Raw genomic sequence first — 16,697 nt, 5'->3', positions numbered from 1 at the left:
TCAGCCCTGAGCGGCGTCTGCGTGTTTCCTGAAATCACTGTAAAACCGTAGAAAATCGGGGGTGTTACGTATTCGTAATTAAGTGTTGCCTAACTGTAACGTGATACGGAACGCACCGTGCAGGTGTCGTCCAAAAAGTGTCCTACCCCGGTGCTAGCCTGAAACACATAGATATTTGGAGGAGATGTTGTGACACAAATTCAAGGGCAGCCGATGCAAGGTGATCACCCACGCATTATTGGACTCGATGGTCTGCGCGCTATTGCTGCGGGCATCGTGGTTCTGTACCACCTGTTACCTCATACGGTGCCCGTTGGTTTTGTTGGTGTTGACGTCTTCTTTGTGATCTCGGGCTTCCTCATCACTTCGCTCCTTCTACGTGAGGGCCAAGCGACGGGTCGTATTCGTTTTGGGCGTTTCTGGATGAGGCGTTTTCGCCGGCTCTTCCCTGCCGTGATCGTTGCTGCGTTAGGAGCAGCTGGGATTGCAGCACTTGTTGGCGGTGATGCAACAACCGGGCTGAGGTGGCAGCTAAGTGGCGCTCTCACCGGTACCTATAATTGGTTTCAAGTGGCCAATAGCTCCTCCTATTTTGATGCATCAAACCCCCTGCTCTTGACGAATTTGTGGTCACTTGCTGTTGAACTTCAGTTCTATTTTGTGTGGCCAATTATTCTCATTCTTCTCGTTGCTTTGGTTCAGAAGAAAGCAATGCGAGTCGCAATTGCTGTGGCCTTGGCTGCGTGTTCAGTAGCTTGGCATGCACACCTGACAACAATCGACGTTACTCGTGCCTATGTGGGGACCGATTCACACTCCTTCGGTCTCATGATCGGTGCCGCAATTGCACTTGCTCTTCCTGGCGTCATGGTTCAACGTTTGCCAGAGGCATCACCACATTGGGGGCGTGCAGCGTTCGCCGCGCTCATTGCACTCATTGCCTTTGGGATTTTTGCTCCCGACGGCGCATGGATGTACCCGTGGGGAATGGTCATTGCATCGGTTCTGTCTGCAGTAATTGTGCGTGGTTTGCTTCCGGACGTTCGCAAAGGAATCGGCCCGTATCTGGCTCAACTCCTCGAATCTCGATCGATGGTGTGGCTCGGTCAGCGTTCGTACGGTATTTATCTATGGCACTGGCCGCTGTGGGTCATTTTCTTCTACGCAGTCAATCTCAATGTGGCTCTTGAAGCAGTGCTCATCGTGATCGCATCTGTGGTCTTGGCACATGTGTCCTATTCTTACGTTGAAAATCCGATCCGTACACAGACATTCGTGGGCTGGATTCGTGGGTTGCGTCAATCTGCTATGCGCGCCACCGTCTACGGAGTTGCTGCCACACTTCTTATTGGTACTTCGGTCTACGGTGCGGTGATGTCCTCGAACCTCACCTCGGCGCAGCTCCTGGTTCAGCACGGTCAAGAAGCTCTTGAACGAAGCCAGAAAGCGGCGGAGTCCAGCCGTCCGAAGAAGAATGTTCCCCAGAGCAAGTCTGATCAGCAGTCCGATGGAAAATCTGATCCAGCCGGCGGTCAGAAAGATGAGCAGAAGAAGAAAACCATCACGGGGGATCGTGTGACGGTCATTGGTGATTCCGTTTCGCTTGCCTCCGCCGGAGCTCTGGCACAGGCACTGCCAGGAATCTACATTGACGCGAAGGTATCACGCTCCCTACAAGCCTCTCCAGCGGTCGCAACACAGCTTCAGAGCCAAGGGAAGCTCAAAGAATACGTGGTGATCGGTTTAGCAACAAATGGTAACTTGCCTACGCGCTATATTGACAAACTTTTCGATGCTGTGGGTGAGGGACATAAGTATGTGTTTGTCACTGGATTTGCTCCTCCTTATGCGACATGGGTGCCTCAGGCAAATCAGCAGATCGCACAATTGGCGAAGAAATATCCAGACACTGTTCGTGTGGCTGACTGGGCATCAATTGCAAAAGCAAATGTTGAGCTGCTCGCGGGGGACAAAATCCACCCTGGCCCGAAAGCTGCCGCCCTTTATGCGGCTGAAGTCAAGCGAGCATTGGCAAGCTTCTGAGAATTCCCGTTTGATATACAGACACGTGAGCATCTGGATAACTGGCTATTTCGTGGGAAAAAGACACAGAGAAGGATAGATGCATATATTGGTGGCCCTGAATTTTATTCAGGGCCACCAATATATGCCCTGCTCTGATATGGCAATTCGCGTCTCACAATGTGAATAAATTTTCCTCAGAGAGAATACTTCTTGTTCAATATCTGTTAATTCTGCGCAATTCCCAGCAGAATTCCTCAGAAATGTCAGGAGTTAACGTGAGAAAGCCAAAGCTATTCGCCTTTGTTGCCGCTCTCGCTGTTGCCGCCTCTGGAGCACCCGCGGTTGCCGCCCAACCGTCGGAGCTAGGGGCACCGACGTCGCCGTCGGACGCATCGCCCCCGAAGAGCGCAACTGCCCAGAGCCTGCCCGAGCAACTTGCAGCCCCACAAAACGTCAAGGACACAAGCCGAATTACCGTCACAGTGATGTTGAAGGAGCAGCCTGGGCGTCCCTCCACTCGTGTCGAATCGTCCAACCTTGACAAGCAAAACTCCCTCATTAAGAAGTGGGAAAAGAAATATAACCTCAAGGCTGGCGCAAAAGCGGGCTTCCTTGTCAACGGTTTCCAAGCCACGCTTCCTGCGAACCAACTTGCTAATCTTCAGCGTGAACCCGAAGTTGCATCGGTGGCAAAGCAACGGTTGTACTTCCCAGCAGAAAATAATGCCCGACAGATGGAAGGCGTTGTTCAAGCATGGAAGAACCACGGTGTTGATGGTCGTGGCATCGTCGTTTCGGTGATCGATTCGGGTATCGACGTCAAACACCCCGATCTGCGCCTCGATTCCGACGTGAAGGGACGACTCGCACCGGATACCGCTCACGGTTTCACAGCGAAGGTTCCGTTCGGCTACAACTACGCCGACAATAACTTCGATGTCTACGATCGCGGATCTCAACACGGCCAACATGTGGCCGGTATTGTGGCAGCAAACGGCAAGGAAGGGCCGGAATCTCCTGATTTCCCCAAGGAGAACCGCATCGATGGTGCTGCGCCAAATGCGCAGATCCTCGCAATGAAAGTGTTCTCCAACAATGGCCAAGCTGGTGCAGCGGATATCAACATCATCCGTGCTATCGAAGACTCAGTGAAGCTCGGCGCCAACGTCATTAACATGTCGCTCGGTTCGCCTAACGGCATGGCCAATCCATCCGACGGTGTTGAGCGCGCACTGAAGAAAGCTTACGAAGCTGGCGTCATGACGGTGATCGCAGCGGGTAATGAGGGCCAGAACTTCTCGCCTGACAACTCAACCATGGATCTCATTGGCCAGCTCGACGACGGCACCGTCGGATCGCCAGGTGCGAATAATCCCGGCCTGACTGTTGCCTCTATCGACAACACACAGCAATCCCTTCCCTTGGCATTTGCGAAGGCTGATAACCAGGGCGAAGAAGACTTTTTCTACCAGCTCGCTTCTGGAAAGATTGATGGGAAGGAACACGAGCTTGTCGACGGCGGCTACGGCTCTGCCGACGAAGTGAAAGGCAAGGACTACTCCGGTAAGTTCGTTCTGGTTCAGCGTGGTAAGGATATCTCGTTCACCGAAAAGTACAAGAATGTCTTCGAGCATGGTGCAGACGGCATCGTGGTCTACAACCACAAAGACGGCGGCGACAAATTCCTCGGAATGGCAGGTGTCGATAAACTTCAGCAATTTGGTGTCTTCCTTTACCACTCATCCGGAAAGAAGCTTGCCGACGCGATGACGGCTGGCAAGAAAGTGACCGTTCGCTTCACCCATGACCAAAAGCTCGTAGATTTCGGATACGCCAACTTGCGTCCATCGGAATTCACCGGCTGGGGTGCCACCCCGAATCTTGATTTCACGCCGAATATCGCTGGCATCGGTGGCGCAGTCTACTCATTGCACAACGACGGCAGTTACGCGAACAATTCAGGGACCTCGATGGCGTCCCCGAATGTTGCAGGGCTGTCAGCCCTGATGTACCAGGCATACGCTAAGCGATTCGCGGGTCTTACCGGACCACAGCTCATCGAGCGCGTATCCACTGCGCTCCAGAACACAGCGTCAATCCCGAAAGATGAAAAAGGGGTTCCGCACCCCACTCGCCAAGTTGGCGCTGGGCTGGCAAACGTCGATGCCGCAATTTCCACCAATGTGTTTGCCACGGTGGACGGCAAACCGAACGTTGCTCTGCGCCAAGTCAATGAGTCTCGCTCCTTCGTCGTCACGCTCGAAAATCTGGGCAAGGAAGCCGTGACCTACACGGTTCCTGAGCAGGTCGTTGTGAATGAAACGAACGAAGCTGGCAAGAACACTCTTCCGCTCAAGTCGAACGAAACTCTTACTGCCAATAAGCACGAAGTTAGCGTTCCGGCTGGTAGCAAGGCCACGGTGACATTCACTTTGAATCCTGACACCTCACGTGCTCACTTCATCGAGGGATGGGCAATGCTTGCGTCAGCCGATAAGGCGAAGGCTCCTGATCTCCATGTTCCATACTTGGGATTTGTGGGCGACTGGAACGCTGAGAAGATCGTGAAGGAACCTGGCCAGGAACTCATGCCAGGCAAATCGGTGGGCACGTACACCAAGCTGGTTTCGACTCTGTTTGGCAAAACCATCCCGATCGATTCCGTGGCACAAAAATTCAATGATGAGGACGCAAAGCTCTGGCTCTCGCCGAACGACGATAAGCGCCTCGACGTGATGACTCCTGCTCTGATGATGATGCGTAACGCGTCTGACGTGAAGTATGAGGTTTACACCGCCGATGGCAAACTTGTGAAGAAACTCGGCCAGGAGCAGGGCGTTCGCCGTGAAACCTGGGGCGACGTGGTCGCAAAGGACTTCACAAATGTTCAGTACGTTGCTTCCTCATACGAGTTCGATGGTCTGATGTGGGATCCGCAGAAAGCTGACTTTACCAAGGTTCCAGAAGGCCGCTATATCTACCGCGTGTCCTCACGTCTGTCGGATAAGTTCGACTGGCAGGTCACCGATCTTCCCTTCGGCGTGGATTACACGGCTCCGAAGATCGTCTTCGGTGACGTCGTCAAGGGCAAAAACCCTGGAGAACCGAGCATCATCAACCTCACGATCGTTGAAGAACTCTCCGGAATTCCATACGGCCTGAGTGCAGTGACCGACGACGGTACTGTTTTGCGTTACCCGTCCATCAAGCATGATGGTCCAGGCGCTCCTGGCGTCAAGGGAACCAATTACACCGTGGCGGTTCCTGAAGGCACGAAGTTCGTGTCCTTCGGTACCCAAGATCGAGGACTAAACGAAAGCTCCGCAACGAAGGTTCTCACGGGAACCACTCTCGTCGTCGGCAATGAGTCGCAGATCAACACCAAGCCGCTGGGGCCGACGTCGAAGCTCGTCAAGGATGGAAAGCTGGCTGTTGCTGGCGTCGCTTCGCCGGATATCACCAAGGTGACAATCAATGGGAAAGACGCCGCACTGGCCGATTCTCAGTTCACTGGTGAGGTCAAGCTCGCTGAAGGTAAGAATACTGTAGAGATCAAGGGTTATGACGCATCCGGCAAGGAAGTTGCCGCTGCGACTCTCACTCCGTACTACGACACCGTTGCTCCAAAACTTGCTGTGACAAACTCTCTCAAGGGCATGGTTGCGTTGCGCGATAGCGGTGAAGCAGTACTGACCGGACACGTCTCTGACAACAACCCTGATGCAAAGCTTACGGTCAAGTCCGGTTTCAAGTACGCCAAGGTTGAAGCTGATGGAACGTTCTCGATCACGGTCAAGCCAAAGGATACCGATTCCTCGGTCACCCTCGTCGCATCAGACGGTGCCAACACCACCACAGTGGCTGTACCGATCGCGGATCGTGAGCAACCAGTAATGAAATTTGACGGCCCGAAGTGGCTCAACGCTCAATGTGCGCCGACTCTCGCCTCCTGCGTCGTTCCTCTTGGACCGGATCAGGTTAAGGACGGAAAATTCACTCTGGTGGGCAAGGTCAATACCCCCATGGGTTCGATGACCGTTACTCCTGAAGCGCGTGTCGAGAATGGTAAGTACGTCGGTGGTGACCCGATCGTTGTTCAGCCTCGTCAAGACGGCCTGATTGCTATCCCGTTCACCGGTATCACTACTGGCTTCAATGATTTCGCGTACTCGATCACTGATCCATCAGGAACTGTGCGCATGTCCGGCGCAATGAGCCTTCTTGTGGACGTCAAAGCTCCGACAATCACATTTGAGGATCCGACTCTCATCTCCGGCACACTTTTCACCAACAAGGATGAAGTGGTCTTCAAGGGCACCGCGTCCGACGACGGCTGGGGCTACACCTTCAAGATCAACGACTCTGTGGTTGAGGAACTGTTCAACTTCACCGGACATGGGCCCGAATCGAACGAACGCCACTTTGCTCAGGCAGTCGCAGTCAAAGATGGGGACACTATCTTGCTGAAGTTTGTGGACGGCCTGGGGAATGAGCTCACCGGAATGATCCCAGTGGTGGTGGACAAGATCGCACCTGACGTTGCAGTTTCGGCAACGGAAGGCGATGTCATCCGTGACGGCTCGACTGTCACCACGACTGCAACTGATGATCATCTCGCATCTGTCGCAGTCAACGTTGTAGGCCCAGATGGTTACACATTTGACAAGAAGATCGATAACACGCTGACAGCGACGCCAGTGAGCGTGCAGGATGTTCTCAAACGCGAAACAGCAGACCACGATGCCGAGCCTGACGACGGTGAAGCGAACGCCGATGCACAGGAGACAACGCCAGGTGACACGGCATCTGCGACGGACACGAAGGGCACTCAGGCAAAGGTTGAGACAACCAAGCGTGACATCCCATTTGTGACCAAGGATCTTAAGGCTGGTCAGTACACCTTGACAGCAACGGGTGTCGATTACGCGGGCAACGTCACGACGGCAGCTGTGACCTTCACCGTCGACGCCCTGCCAGTGATCTCGGGTGACGATGAAATTAACCTCACCTTGGAAGCCACGCAGTTGGGTGACCCTGACCAGGTGCTTTCGCACTACACTGTCACGGACGATTCCGATGCGAAGCTCTCCGTTGCCAAGGGCACGATCCTTCATGAAGGAAAGAACACAGTGGTGTTGGTTGCCACCCAAGCCGATGGCTTTGAAGTGACGCGCACCGTGACGGTTAACGTCACCCTCAAGGCATTGATCCCCGACGGAGAATCCTCTGGGCTCGTGATTGATGGCTCGGGCGACGTAGCCATCGATAACACATCAGGTGATGCTGGCTCGACTGGTTCAACCGGCACGGGCACTGATGGAACTTCCGGTAAGACTGATGGAACTTCCGGTAAGACTGGTGGAACTTCCGGTAAGACTGATGGAACTTCCGGTAAGACTGGTGCAGATGCCGGTCTGACTGGAAAGGACAAGGTTCACAAGCATACAGGAACGTCTGTGGACTTCCACAAGGGCAAGGTGAAAACAAAGGACATGGTGCTCTCACTGGGTAACCATTCCTCGGCCAAACACACAGTCGCCTCAACCCCAACCCCAACCCCGACGTCGAAGGCATCCCTTGCATACACGGGTGTCTCAGCAGCGGGTCTTGGAGTCCTGGCGATTGCGTTGATGGGTGCAGGAGTATTTGCGACCCTTCGTAAGGAACGTCAGTAAATTCAGCACTCAGTGATCAATCAAGGGGCCGGTGGGAACTACTCCCACCGGCCCCTTAATACAGGCATTGTGCTACTTCAGGGCTGCATCAACCACAGCTTTTGCCTCTTCCTGAACCTTGGCAAGATGCTCGGATCCCTTAAAGGATTCAGCGTAAATCTTGTACACGTCCTCGGTTCCTGAGGGGCGTGCAGCGAACCACGCATTTTCTGTTACGACCTTGAGCCCACCAATCGCGGCACCGTTGCCCGGTGCTTCGGTGAGCTTGTCCAGGATGGGTTCACCAGCGAGAGTGGTTGCGCTGACGTCATGTGGAGCGAGTGCGGCAAGCATAGCTTTCTGCTCCTTCGACGCCGGAGCATCGATACGAGCGTATTCACTTGCTCCGTAAGTATTGACCAATTCGCGGTGGAGAGCCGATGGGCTCTTTCCTGTCACTGCCATGATTTCGCTGGCAAGCAGATCCATGATCAGACCATCCTTGTCAGTGGTCCACACCCCACCATTTTGACGCAAGAAAGATGCACCTGCAGATTCTTCGCCGCCAAAACCGATCTCTCCCGAGATCAGTCCAGGGACGAACCACTTGAAGCCTACAGGGACTTCAATGACACGCTGACCCATCCCGTTCACCACACGGTTAATCAGCGAGGAAGACACAAGAGTCTTTCCAATGCCTGCGTTCGCAGGCCACTGCTCACGATGAGTAAAGAGATAGTTGATCGCAACTGCCAAGTAGTGGTTCGGGTTCATCAGGCCAGCGTCGGCAGTGACGATGCCATGGCGGTCGGAATCGGCGTCGTTTCCTGTGGCAATGTCGAACGGCGCTGCCACACCGGCAGTCTTCATTCGCGCGACAAGTGATGCCATGGCGTAGGGACTCGAACAATCCATTCGGATCTTGCCGTCCCAGTCCAAAGTCATGAAGCTCCAGCGTGGATCGACTTGCGGGTTCACAACTGTCAAATCGATACCGTAGCGTTCGCCGATTGCACCCCAGTATTCTGCAGAGGCACCACCCATCGGATCAGCTCCGATACGGACGCCGGCTGAGCGGATTGCGTCGAAATTGATTATCGATGCGAGGTCATCGACGTATGCCGAAAGGTAGTCATGGCCGCGCGTGGTTTGTGCTGCCATGGCTTGCTCGTAGGGAAGACGGGCAACAGTGCGCCATCCTTCGCGCAGAATCTCATTTGCGCGTGTAGCGATCCACTTTGTTGCCTCCGTGCCTGCCGGGCCACCGTGAGGCGGATTGTATTTGAATCCTCCATCACGCGGCGGGTTGTGCGACGGGGTGACGACGATGCCGTCGGCAAGCCCTGGACCGTGGGTACGCACGCCGTCGACGGTGTCTGCGCCGTTTGCAGTGAGGATCGCGAGTGAAACTGCTGGAGTGGGAGTCCACGATCCACGTGCGTCGACGCGAACTTCGACGTCGTTTGCGGCGAGCACTTCCAGAGCGGTACGTTCTGCAGGTTCGGAGAGCGCGTGGGTGTCACGGCCGATATAGAGTGGGCCGTCCGTTCCTTGGAGACGCCGGTACTCAACAATAGCCTGGGTGGTTGCGACGATATGTGCTTCGTTGAAAGCACCATCAAATGCGGAGCCTCGGTGCCCGGATGTTCCGAAAACAACCTGTTGAGCGGCGTTGTTCGGATCCGGTTCGATGTTGTAATACGCCGAAATAAGGGCGTCAACGTCAATTAAATCTTCTGGCGTTGCTGGCAATCCTGCTCGTTCATTCATGCCTCCATTTTGGCACACTTCAAGCAGTCGTCCAGCGACGCAAGGCCTACTGACGAATTGCGAGTGTGACACTCGAAAAACTCCTGACGTCCCACGCAGTTCCTGGCCAGCGCTTTTGAGCTTCGGAACGAACGACATCGGGCGACTTATCGGAGACAATCCAGTAGTCAGGGACTACATCCCCGATGGTCTGATCGAAGTACACCGTGTTTCCAGGAACGAGATAAGCCATATGGCGAGTGTCGCTCGCGATCCTTGCTCCAGGTGGGATAGCGGCGATGGCGGCAGTCGAATCCTTTGGAACTCGGATATAGGATCGCGTTGCGATCAAGGTTGGCGCTCCTGTCCACGTGACGAACGTGGTAGCCGCAAGAGAGACGACGATGCCGACGCTGATCCACCGACGTCGGGAAGCGGTTGGCAAAGAGGACAACCGCAATTTTGCAACGCCGTCGGCGGCTGCGAGGATGACAATCGGCATTAACGTAGCTGAATAGTGCCACTGCCACCCCCAATATGTCACAGTGTCGCCGGCAAAGCGCCACAGGAGCGTGGGTAAAGTCAGGATGATAAGGGGTGAACGCAGACAGACCACTGCGCCAAAGGTAACGAGAAGGACAAGCGTTACCAGCTTTATTCCGGGAACAAAGAATCCAGTGGCGATCTCAAGAAATGGTCGGCTGACCTTCGCGGCGTAATCCCACTGGCCGTGCGTATTGAAAGCAGGAAGAAAAAAGACGATTTCGAGGACAAACCACACCGCGCCCCAGACCCCCAGGACAGACCAGAGCTTTAACTCTTTGGCCATGCGCGAGCTCAGCCAGCACCGTAGACCTGCGAGAACTGCGAAGGCAATGACAGTTAAGGGGAGATCTTCTTTGACAAAGACAAGACCACCGATAAGAATCGCTGCTTGCACAAGCCGACCGCGCAGATATGCCACCAGTCCGAAAGCGAGTAGTGGAACTGCGAAAGCGATCTCGTGGAATTGGCTCCATGCGGCATTCCATATTCCCCAGCTCAATGCGTAAGACACAGGAAGTGCGTGCCCTATCCATCTGGGGTAGCCAGCGTAGCGAATCAACCTCGGAACGTACCATGCAATAGGAATAACCGAAAGTGCGAACAAAAAATTCTGAGCGATCAACAAAGTTAGCCCTGAAGGCGCGAGCCAATAGAAAGGCGTCAGAATCAACAAAATGGGATGGAAATGATCTCCCCAGAGATTAAAGCCGGGAGCTTTGATATCCACGATCGGCTCGGAAAAATGCGAATACTGCTCCATCAGTTGCGTGAAAATACCGAGATCCCAGGAAGGAGAGATGAAGTTGCGCCACTGCCACACGCTGATGACACTCAGACTGAGAAAAACTGCAAGCGAGAGAAGGAGTGGGAAATCCTTCCGGAACATCGCGGGTATCCAACGGGGAAGCCGACGTCGGCGCTGTCGAGTTGACACTAGATCAGACCCTTCTTCGTCGCTACTCGTAAAGCGATCCAACCGAGGGGAACACGCCCCCAGAATGTGAACAGCCGATACAAAACCGCAGTGGAGAATGCGATCGAGGCGGGGATCCCAGCGAGAACTAAGCCACCAGTGAGCGCAGCTTCAACAGGGCCGACGCCACCGGGGGAAGGGACAACAGATCCGACTGAGTTCGAAATCAGGTAGGCAATCGCCAGCGTAATGAGCGGTAAGGAATAGCCGAAAGATCTGAGTGCAAAACCGAAGCATGCTACGAAGGCTGCGGTCATGATCAGGGCGCCTGCGAAGCCTAAGACGATTCGACGCGGGTGGGTAATCAGCCACAGTAAACGCGGCCAGACTTGTTCGATTGTAGGTCGGATTTTTGCAACCGCCCAGCGGCGTATCGGCGTGATGAAAAATAGGCTCAATCCGATGACTAGGCACAAGATAAAAGCTATCTGCACGGTAGCCGACGGCAGGGAGAGATTTCCAAGATCGCCGGTAATGAGTGACAGGAGGATCAAAAGTGCCAGTGTCGCAACGAATTGCCCGACTTGGACCACCGCCACAGCTGCAACAGCGCCGGCTGTGCGCACGCCTTTCTTTTGGAGGAAACGCAAGTTTAAAGCTGCCGGCCCCACACCAGCCGGAGCAACGAGTGTGACAACTGATGCCGCAACCTGAACCAGTACTGATTCGTGATAGGGGACTCGTTCTTGTGTGTAAGCCTTGAGAGAAAGTGCGGCACCGAGATAAGTGAGCAGACCCGCCGCGAATGAGGCGACCATCCACCAAGGGCTTGCTGTGCGTATGGCGGTCGCGACGTCGTCGAAACGCATTGACGTGAAGAGCACGTAGAGGGCAATCACGCCGACAGTGACAGTGAGGACGGTCTTGATGCCGAAACGTTTGAGTTCAAGCGACGGAGCCTCACGGGCTTCGGGGACTTTTTTCATCAACGCAGTGCGTAGTTCTTCGAGAACTTTGCTATTCGCGAGGACTTCACGTGTCTCATCTGGCATGACGGTGAGCTGGAGGAATGGGGTGAGCGAGACGATTTGATCGAGAGGCATACACCGCGTGAGCGAAGCAACAGTCCGTTCGATCCCGACTGTTGCTGCGAGCATCGCGGTGGCTTGGGCGAGATCAATATGACGCCAGGCTTCCGCAGCAAAGAGACTGCCGTGGTACCACGACGTGAGATCGAGCCTGTCGGAACGAACTTTGACGACGTCGGCGTGGATTTGTCCGTGGGAAGCACCCGTGCGATGCATCGCATGGATACTGGCCCAGAGTGAATCGATCTGGGCATCGGTCATCTGGGGAATATAGGACAAAAGAGGATCGGGGTCAGCTTTGAAAACCATGATCGTGGTGTCAGAACGTTGGTTGAGACCGACCATTGCGCAATCGGTTGCTCCGAGCTGATGAGCACGAGTAGAGAGCACAACGGCATGTTCAACGCCTGACTCATAGGATTCAGGATCCCACTTCACAGGTGTCTTGAATCGTAAACGTGCAAGAAGGCTCTCGATATGCGACATCGTTGCGCGTTCGTAATCGATCGCAGCGATATGGAACGCTTCACCCTGGGTGTCGATCGCAAGATAATTTCTGCTCACACCGTCAGAATGCGGAATTGAGTAGGTATTTCTCATGTGTGAATACAACGGGTCAGGGTGTGTGGTGGATGCGCAGGCAGGACCAACCGTATCGATGTCGGTGAGCTGTGATTTCTGGGTGTCAGAAAGATTTGAGGCAGCCCAAATTGCTTTGAGCTGTGCCAGAGCCTCACGATTCGTCACCTCAAGTGGGCCGGAAACAGGAACATCCCAGGCACACAACTGTCCGATGAGTCCTTCGTCGATGCGAATCAGCTGCGAGACGTCGATACCTGATTGGCGTACGGTGCGCAGCAACGATGTCCCATCGGCCTGGAGTGGACGCGAACCGATGATGTAGCGGGCGAGGAAACCACTCATGATTCCTGTTAACACAGTAAAGACCGCACCTGAGAGAGATTGTTCTCCTTGGATCACGCTCAAAACGGTGACAACTCCCATTGTCCACCAGCTTCCTCGAACAATTTTTGAGTCGCGGGTGGAGCCAGCCACGATCAGCATCGCTGCGATCACGGAAACAAAGGGAATAAAGGCCAGCAAAGCATTGGCGTCTTTGGGGCCATGTGGAGTAGGAAGAGTCGATTGTGGAGCTAAAGTGACGGTCGCCCATCGGGTGGCATTGGTCAGGAAAATCGAGAGAACTGCACTGAAAGTGAATTGACACAGGGTGCGCCACCGGCGTTTCCACATGAGATCAACCAGCAAAATGAGCGGAATAATGAATGAGATAAGCCCCTCGGCCACATTGATAGGAATGAACAGGAATCGCCCGAGGATACTCGATGTCACGTCACGAACATCAGTTGTGACAGCGTTCGTTGTTGACTGGGCATAAATTGCCAGGACGGCAGTAAATGCTGTGAGGAGAAATACCTGAAATGCTGCGAAAAGATCAGCTGGGCGACGTGTCCAGTTGTGTTTAGTATCGATGAGGAGCACTTCGTTGGGTAACGAAGTGCTCGACGTGGGTGGGGGTTCACTCATGTGCCCCACTTTACCTGTCACCGATGGTGGTCGTACACGTCAGGAGGCGCGCAGGCGCAAAGAATTCAGCACTACGATAACGGAGGAGGACGCCATCGCTGCGGCTGCGAGTCCGGGGGCAATGATTCCAAATGACGCGAGCGGGATAGCAACGAGGTTGTAGCCAAAAGCCCAAGCCAGATTCTGTTTGATGATGCGCAGAGTTCGTGAGGAAACATCCAGCGCAGTGACGAGCGAAGAAAGGTCAGAATTCACGATCGTCATATCTGCAGCCGCTTTAGCGACGTCTGTTCCGCTCCCCATCGCAATCGAAAGGTCAGCGCAAGCAAGTGCAGCAGCGTCATTGACGCCATCGCCAACCATGGCCACACGGTGGCCTGAAGCAATGAGATTTTTGACGATTTCTACCTTTTGAGCAGGTAAGACTTCGGAATGAACTTTGTCGATACCTGTCATACGAGCCACATGCTCAGCGGTGGAGCGATGATCGCCCGTGGCTAAATGAACACTGATTCCGCGTTGGTGGAGGTTGTTGATCGTGGCAGTTGCCCCCGATCGGAGAGCATCATGAACGGTGACTGTGCCAAGAAAATCACCGGCGCAGGAAACAGCGATGATTGTCGAGCCAGGTTCGCTTTTCTGCATGTGAGATTCCTGTAATGCGGGAATCTCAATGCCTTCGTCTTTCAGCCACGCGAAAGTTCCGGCATGAACGCTCTGACCATCAATGATCCCGGATACTCCTTTGCCTGGAAAGGCTTGGAAATTGGTGACGTCGAGTGTACTCAGACCCAACGTGTGGGCATGACGAGTGACCGCCTTTGCAATGGGGTGTTCTGAATAGGCTTCCAAAGATGAAACTTGTGTGAGTAGTGATGATTCGGAAACACCGTCAGCCGGATGCGCCGACGCAAATGACATTGTTCCCGTAGTAACAGTGCCTGTTTTATCCATCACGATTGCGGTGATCCCATGGGAGCGTTCGAGAACCTCAGGGCCAGAAATGAGAATGCCAGATCGAGATAGTCTTCCTGAGCCCACAAGTAAAGCCGTGGGTGTCGCCAAACCTAATGCACACGGACATGCCACCACGAGAATTGTGATTGCGTAGGTGAGTGCAGTTTCAACAGCACCGCTATCAAGGATCATGCGGATCACGAAAACTCCAAGAGCCAGTGAAATGACTGCAGGGACGAAGACGGCTGAAATTCGATCCGCGAGACGTTGGACGGGGGCTTTTCCTGTCTGGGCCTGGGTCAGGAGCCGACCCATCTGAGCCAGCATCGTGTCTTCGCCAACACCCGTCGCACGGATATCGACAGACCCTAAGGTGTTGATGGTTCCTGCGTTGACATGACTTCCGACCGTGACTTCAACGGGTGTGGATTCGCCTGTGACCGAAGAGGCATCGATGGCCGATTCTCCGGCGATAACGTCACCATCCACAGGGACGGTTTCTCCCGGACGGAGGCGCACATGATCACCAACGCTCACCGATTGGGCGGGGACGAGCTGGCCGACTTTTGTTCCGTCTGCGCGCTCGATGATGTAGGCGTTCTTCGGGCCGAGTTCGAGGAGCGATCGCAGAGCGTCACCGGCACTGCGTCGAGATTTTGCTTCGAGCCAGCGCCCCAACAGAAGGAATGTGACGATCATAGCTGCAGTCTCGAAGTAGACATGTGAAGCAGCGTGGTTGAGACCGTGGACTCCGCTCATGGACATTCGATAATCCAATGCCCCGGCTCCACCACCAATGATTGCCCAGATTGACCACCCCATCGAGGCGATGACACCCAATGATACTAAAGTATCCATTGTGGTCGAACCGTACCTACCTGCGCGCCATGCTGCGCGATGGAATGGAAGCCCGCACCAGAAAGCAACGATCACTGCCAGAACGCCGACGACGTATTGCCAGGCAGGGAACTGAAGTGCGCCAATCATTGAAATGGCGACGATCGGGACAGAGAAAATGAGTGCGGCAATGAAACGGCGCCACAGATCTGCAACGCGTGCACGGGCAGCAGCAGTAGCGGCATTTTCTACAGCTTCGGCGTCAACCCCCGTATCAACAGCACTGCGCGATCCATCGTGAGCAACGTCGACACGACGCAGGGCACTTGCTCCGTAACCTGCTTTTTCAACGATGCCGACCAGTTCGGCGTCGGTGAGACCGGCAGCCTCGGCAGAGAGGGTGATGTGTGCACGCTCAGTGGCGAGGTTGACGACGGCGTCGACGCCCTCAACTTTCTTCAGCTTGCGTTCAACTCGATTGACACAGGACGCACAGGTCATCCCGGTAACTGCAAGGTCAATTTCGGCAACAATTTTCTGCTCGCTCATCACATTCCTTTCCGTGCGCTATTGCCAACGCGTAGCACGTCTGCATTCTTCCCGAAAGTGTGCCTCTGCTAGGCAGAAATTTGCCAGATGTGTGGTGACCTTTTTGGGTCGCTTTTTGGCAAATATTATGAATTTTAGGAATTTATTTTCGTTTTATCTTTTTTAGATAAGATCTCGATAAATCCCTAAAGTTGATAAACGTACTCTCTGAAGAGGATCGATGATCGCTATACTCCTAACGTCGGAGCTAAGCCTCCTGTCCTAGCAGGTCGCGAAGATGAACTAGATAACTTTGAGATTCTGTTGGATCGAAGTATGAAAGGACGTCCGGCGTGCTCAATGATTATCACCGGCTTGCGTGGAGTCGGAAAGACGGTTTTGCTTAACAGCTTCCGAGAACGCGCCGAACGCGCCGAAAGCGCCGAATGGGTGACAGTTGAAATGGAAGCCTCGAAGCAGGATGAAGCATCGTTCCGCCGTTAAATCTCTCTCGTCTGCGCCGAGGGCTGCTAGAGATTTCACCTCGCTCTAAGTGGAACGAAGTGTTGAAGAAAGCGGGCAGAGCTTTCAGTTCTTTCTCTTTCACTTTTGATCCGGGTGGTTCCATCTACTCAGACGGAAGAGAACCCAGACCACCTCAAATTTATGGTCTCACGTGTCTCGCAGATGTTAATCTTCTTTACTGTCAACCAAACGTACACGTAGTACCGCGAATAGATAGTTGGGACAACGGTTGCCCGCTGCCCCAACTATTCTTGGAAATGAGGTTCATCATACGGTGAAACCTCGTTCGGGGATCTGCCGATCTTTGGAGAGTCTCCGATTCAGGAA

The 16,697-nt window shown here is 54.0% G+C and carries 7 protein-coding genes; 3 read left to right on the top strand and 4 right to left on the bottom strand.

Annotated features, from left to right (window positions below):
• Window positions 1–189: 189 nt before the first annotated feature.
• Window positions 190–2,043 carry an acyltransferase family protein gene (locus ACTOVJ_RS00215; protein ID WP_449502036.1) on the top strand — a complete coding sequence of 618 codons (1,854 nt, stop codon included), beginning with the start codon at window positions 190–192 and terminating at the stop codon, window positions 2,041–2,043.
• A gap of 257 nt (window positions 2,044–2,300) precedes the next feature.
• A complete protein-coding gene (locus ACTOVJ_RS00210; protein WP_449504584.1) occupies window positions 2,301–7,700 on the top strand; it encodes a S8 family serine peptidase in 5,400 nt (1,799 codons plus the stop codon).
• Window positions 7,701–7,772: 72 nt separating this feature from the next.
• Here ACTOVJ_RS00210 and pgm read toward each other — a convergent pair whose 3' ends face one another.
• The 4 genes from pgm to ACTOVJ_RS00190 are packed head-to-tail and all read right to left on the bottom strand — an operon-like array spanning window position 7,773 to window position 15,866.
• Window positions 7,773–9,449: a phosphoglucomutase (alpha-D-glucose-1,6-bisphosphate-dependent) gene (gene pgm, locus ACTOVJ_RS00205; RefSeq protein ID WP_449504284.1), complete on the bottom strand. Its 1,677-nt coding sequence runs from the start codon at window positions 9,447–9,449 to the stop codon at window positions 7,773–7,775.
• Window positions 9,450–9,495: 46 nt separating this feature from the next.
• Window positions 9,496–10,908 carry a DUF2079 domain-containing protein gene (locus ACTOVJ_RS00200; protein WP_449504583.1) on the bottom strand — a complete coding sequence of 471 codons (1,413 nt, stop codon included), beginning with the start codon at window positions 10,906–10,908 and terminating at the stop codon, window positions 9,496–9,498.
• Window positions 10,908–13,523 (bottom strand): lysylphosphatidylglycerol synthase transmembrane domain-containing protein, encoded by a 2,616-nt coding sequence (locus ACTOVJ_RS00195; RefSeq protein ID WP_449504286.1) that lies wholly within the window; start codon window positions 13,521–13,523, stop codon window positions 10,908–10,910. Before ACTOVJ_RS00195 ends, ACTOVJ_RS00200 begins: the two co-directional genes overlap by 1 nt.
• A 39-nt stretch (window positions 13,524–13,562) precedes the next feature.
• Window positions 13,563–15,866 carry a heavy metal translocating P-type ATPase gene (locus ACTOVJ_RS00190; protein ID WP_449504287.1) on the bottom strand — a complete coding sequence of 768 codons (2,304 nt, stop codon included), beginning with the start codon at window positions 15,864–15,866 and terminating at the stop codon, window positions 13,563–13,565.
• A 207-nt stretch (window positions 15,867–16,073) separates the two neighbouring features.
• On the opposite strand from ACTOVJ_RS00190, the gene ACTOVJ_RS00185 reads away from it, so the two are divergent.
• The gene (locus ACTOVJ_RS00185; protein ID WP_449504602.1) at window positions 16,074–16,349 is read left to right on the top strand and encodes an ATP-binding protein; all 276 of its coding nucleotides are present in this window, start codon (window positions 16,074–16,076) and stop codon (window positions 16,347–16,349) included.
• The last annotated feature ends 348 nt before the right edge of the window (window positions 16,350–16,697 follow it).

It is taken from the genome of Arcanobacterium sp. (ex Cirak et al. 2026) (genome assembly GCF_053585065.1).
The sequence above is the reverse complement of the archived record's forward strand: the minus strand, read 5'-3'. Positions and strand labels throughout refer to the sequence as shown.

Bases quoted from the DNA above. Each gene is read 5' to 3' on its own strand.
- pgm (WP_449504284.1), bottom strand. From the start codon at position 9,449: ATGAATGAACGAGCAGGATTGCCAGCAACGCCAGAAGATTTAATTGAC.
- ACTOVJ_RS00195 (WP_449504286.1), bottom strand. From the start codon at position 13,523: ATGAGTGAACCCCCACCCACGTCGAGCACTTCGTTACCCAACGAAGTG.
- ACTOVJ_RS00190 (WP_449504287.1), bottom strand. From the start codon at position 15,866: ATGAGCGAGCAGAAAATTGTTGCCGAAATTGACCTTGCAGTTACCGGG.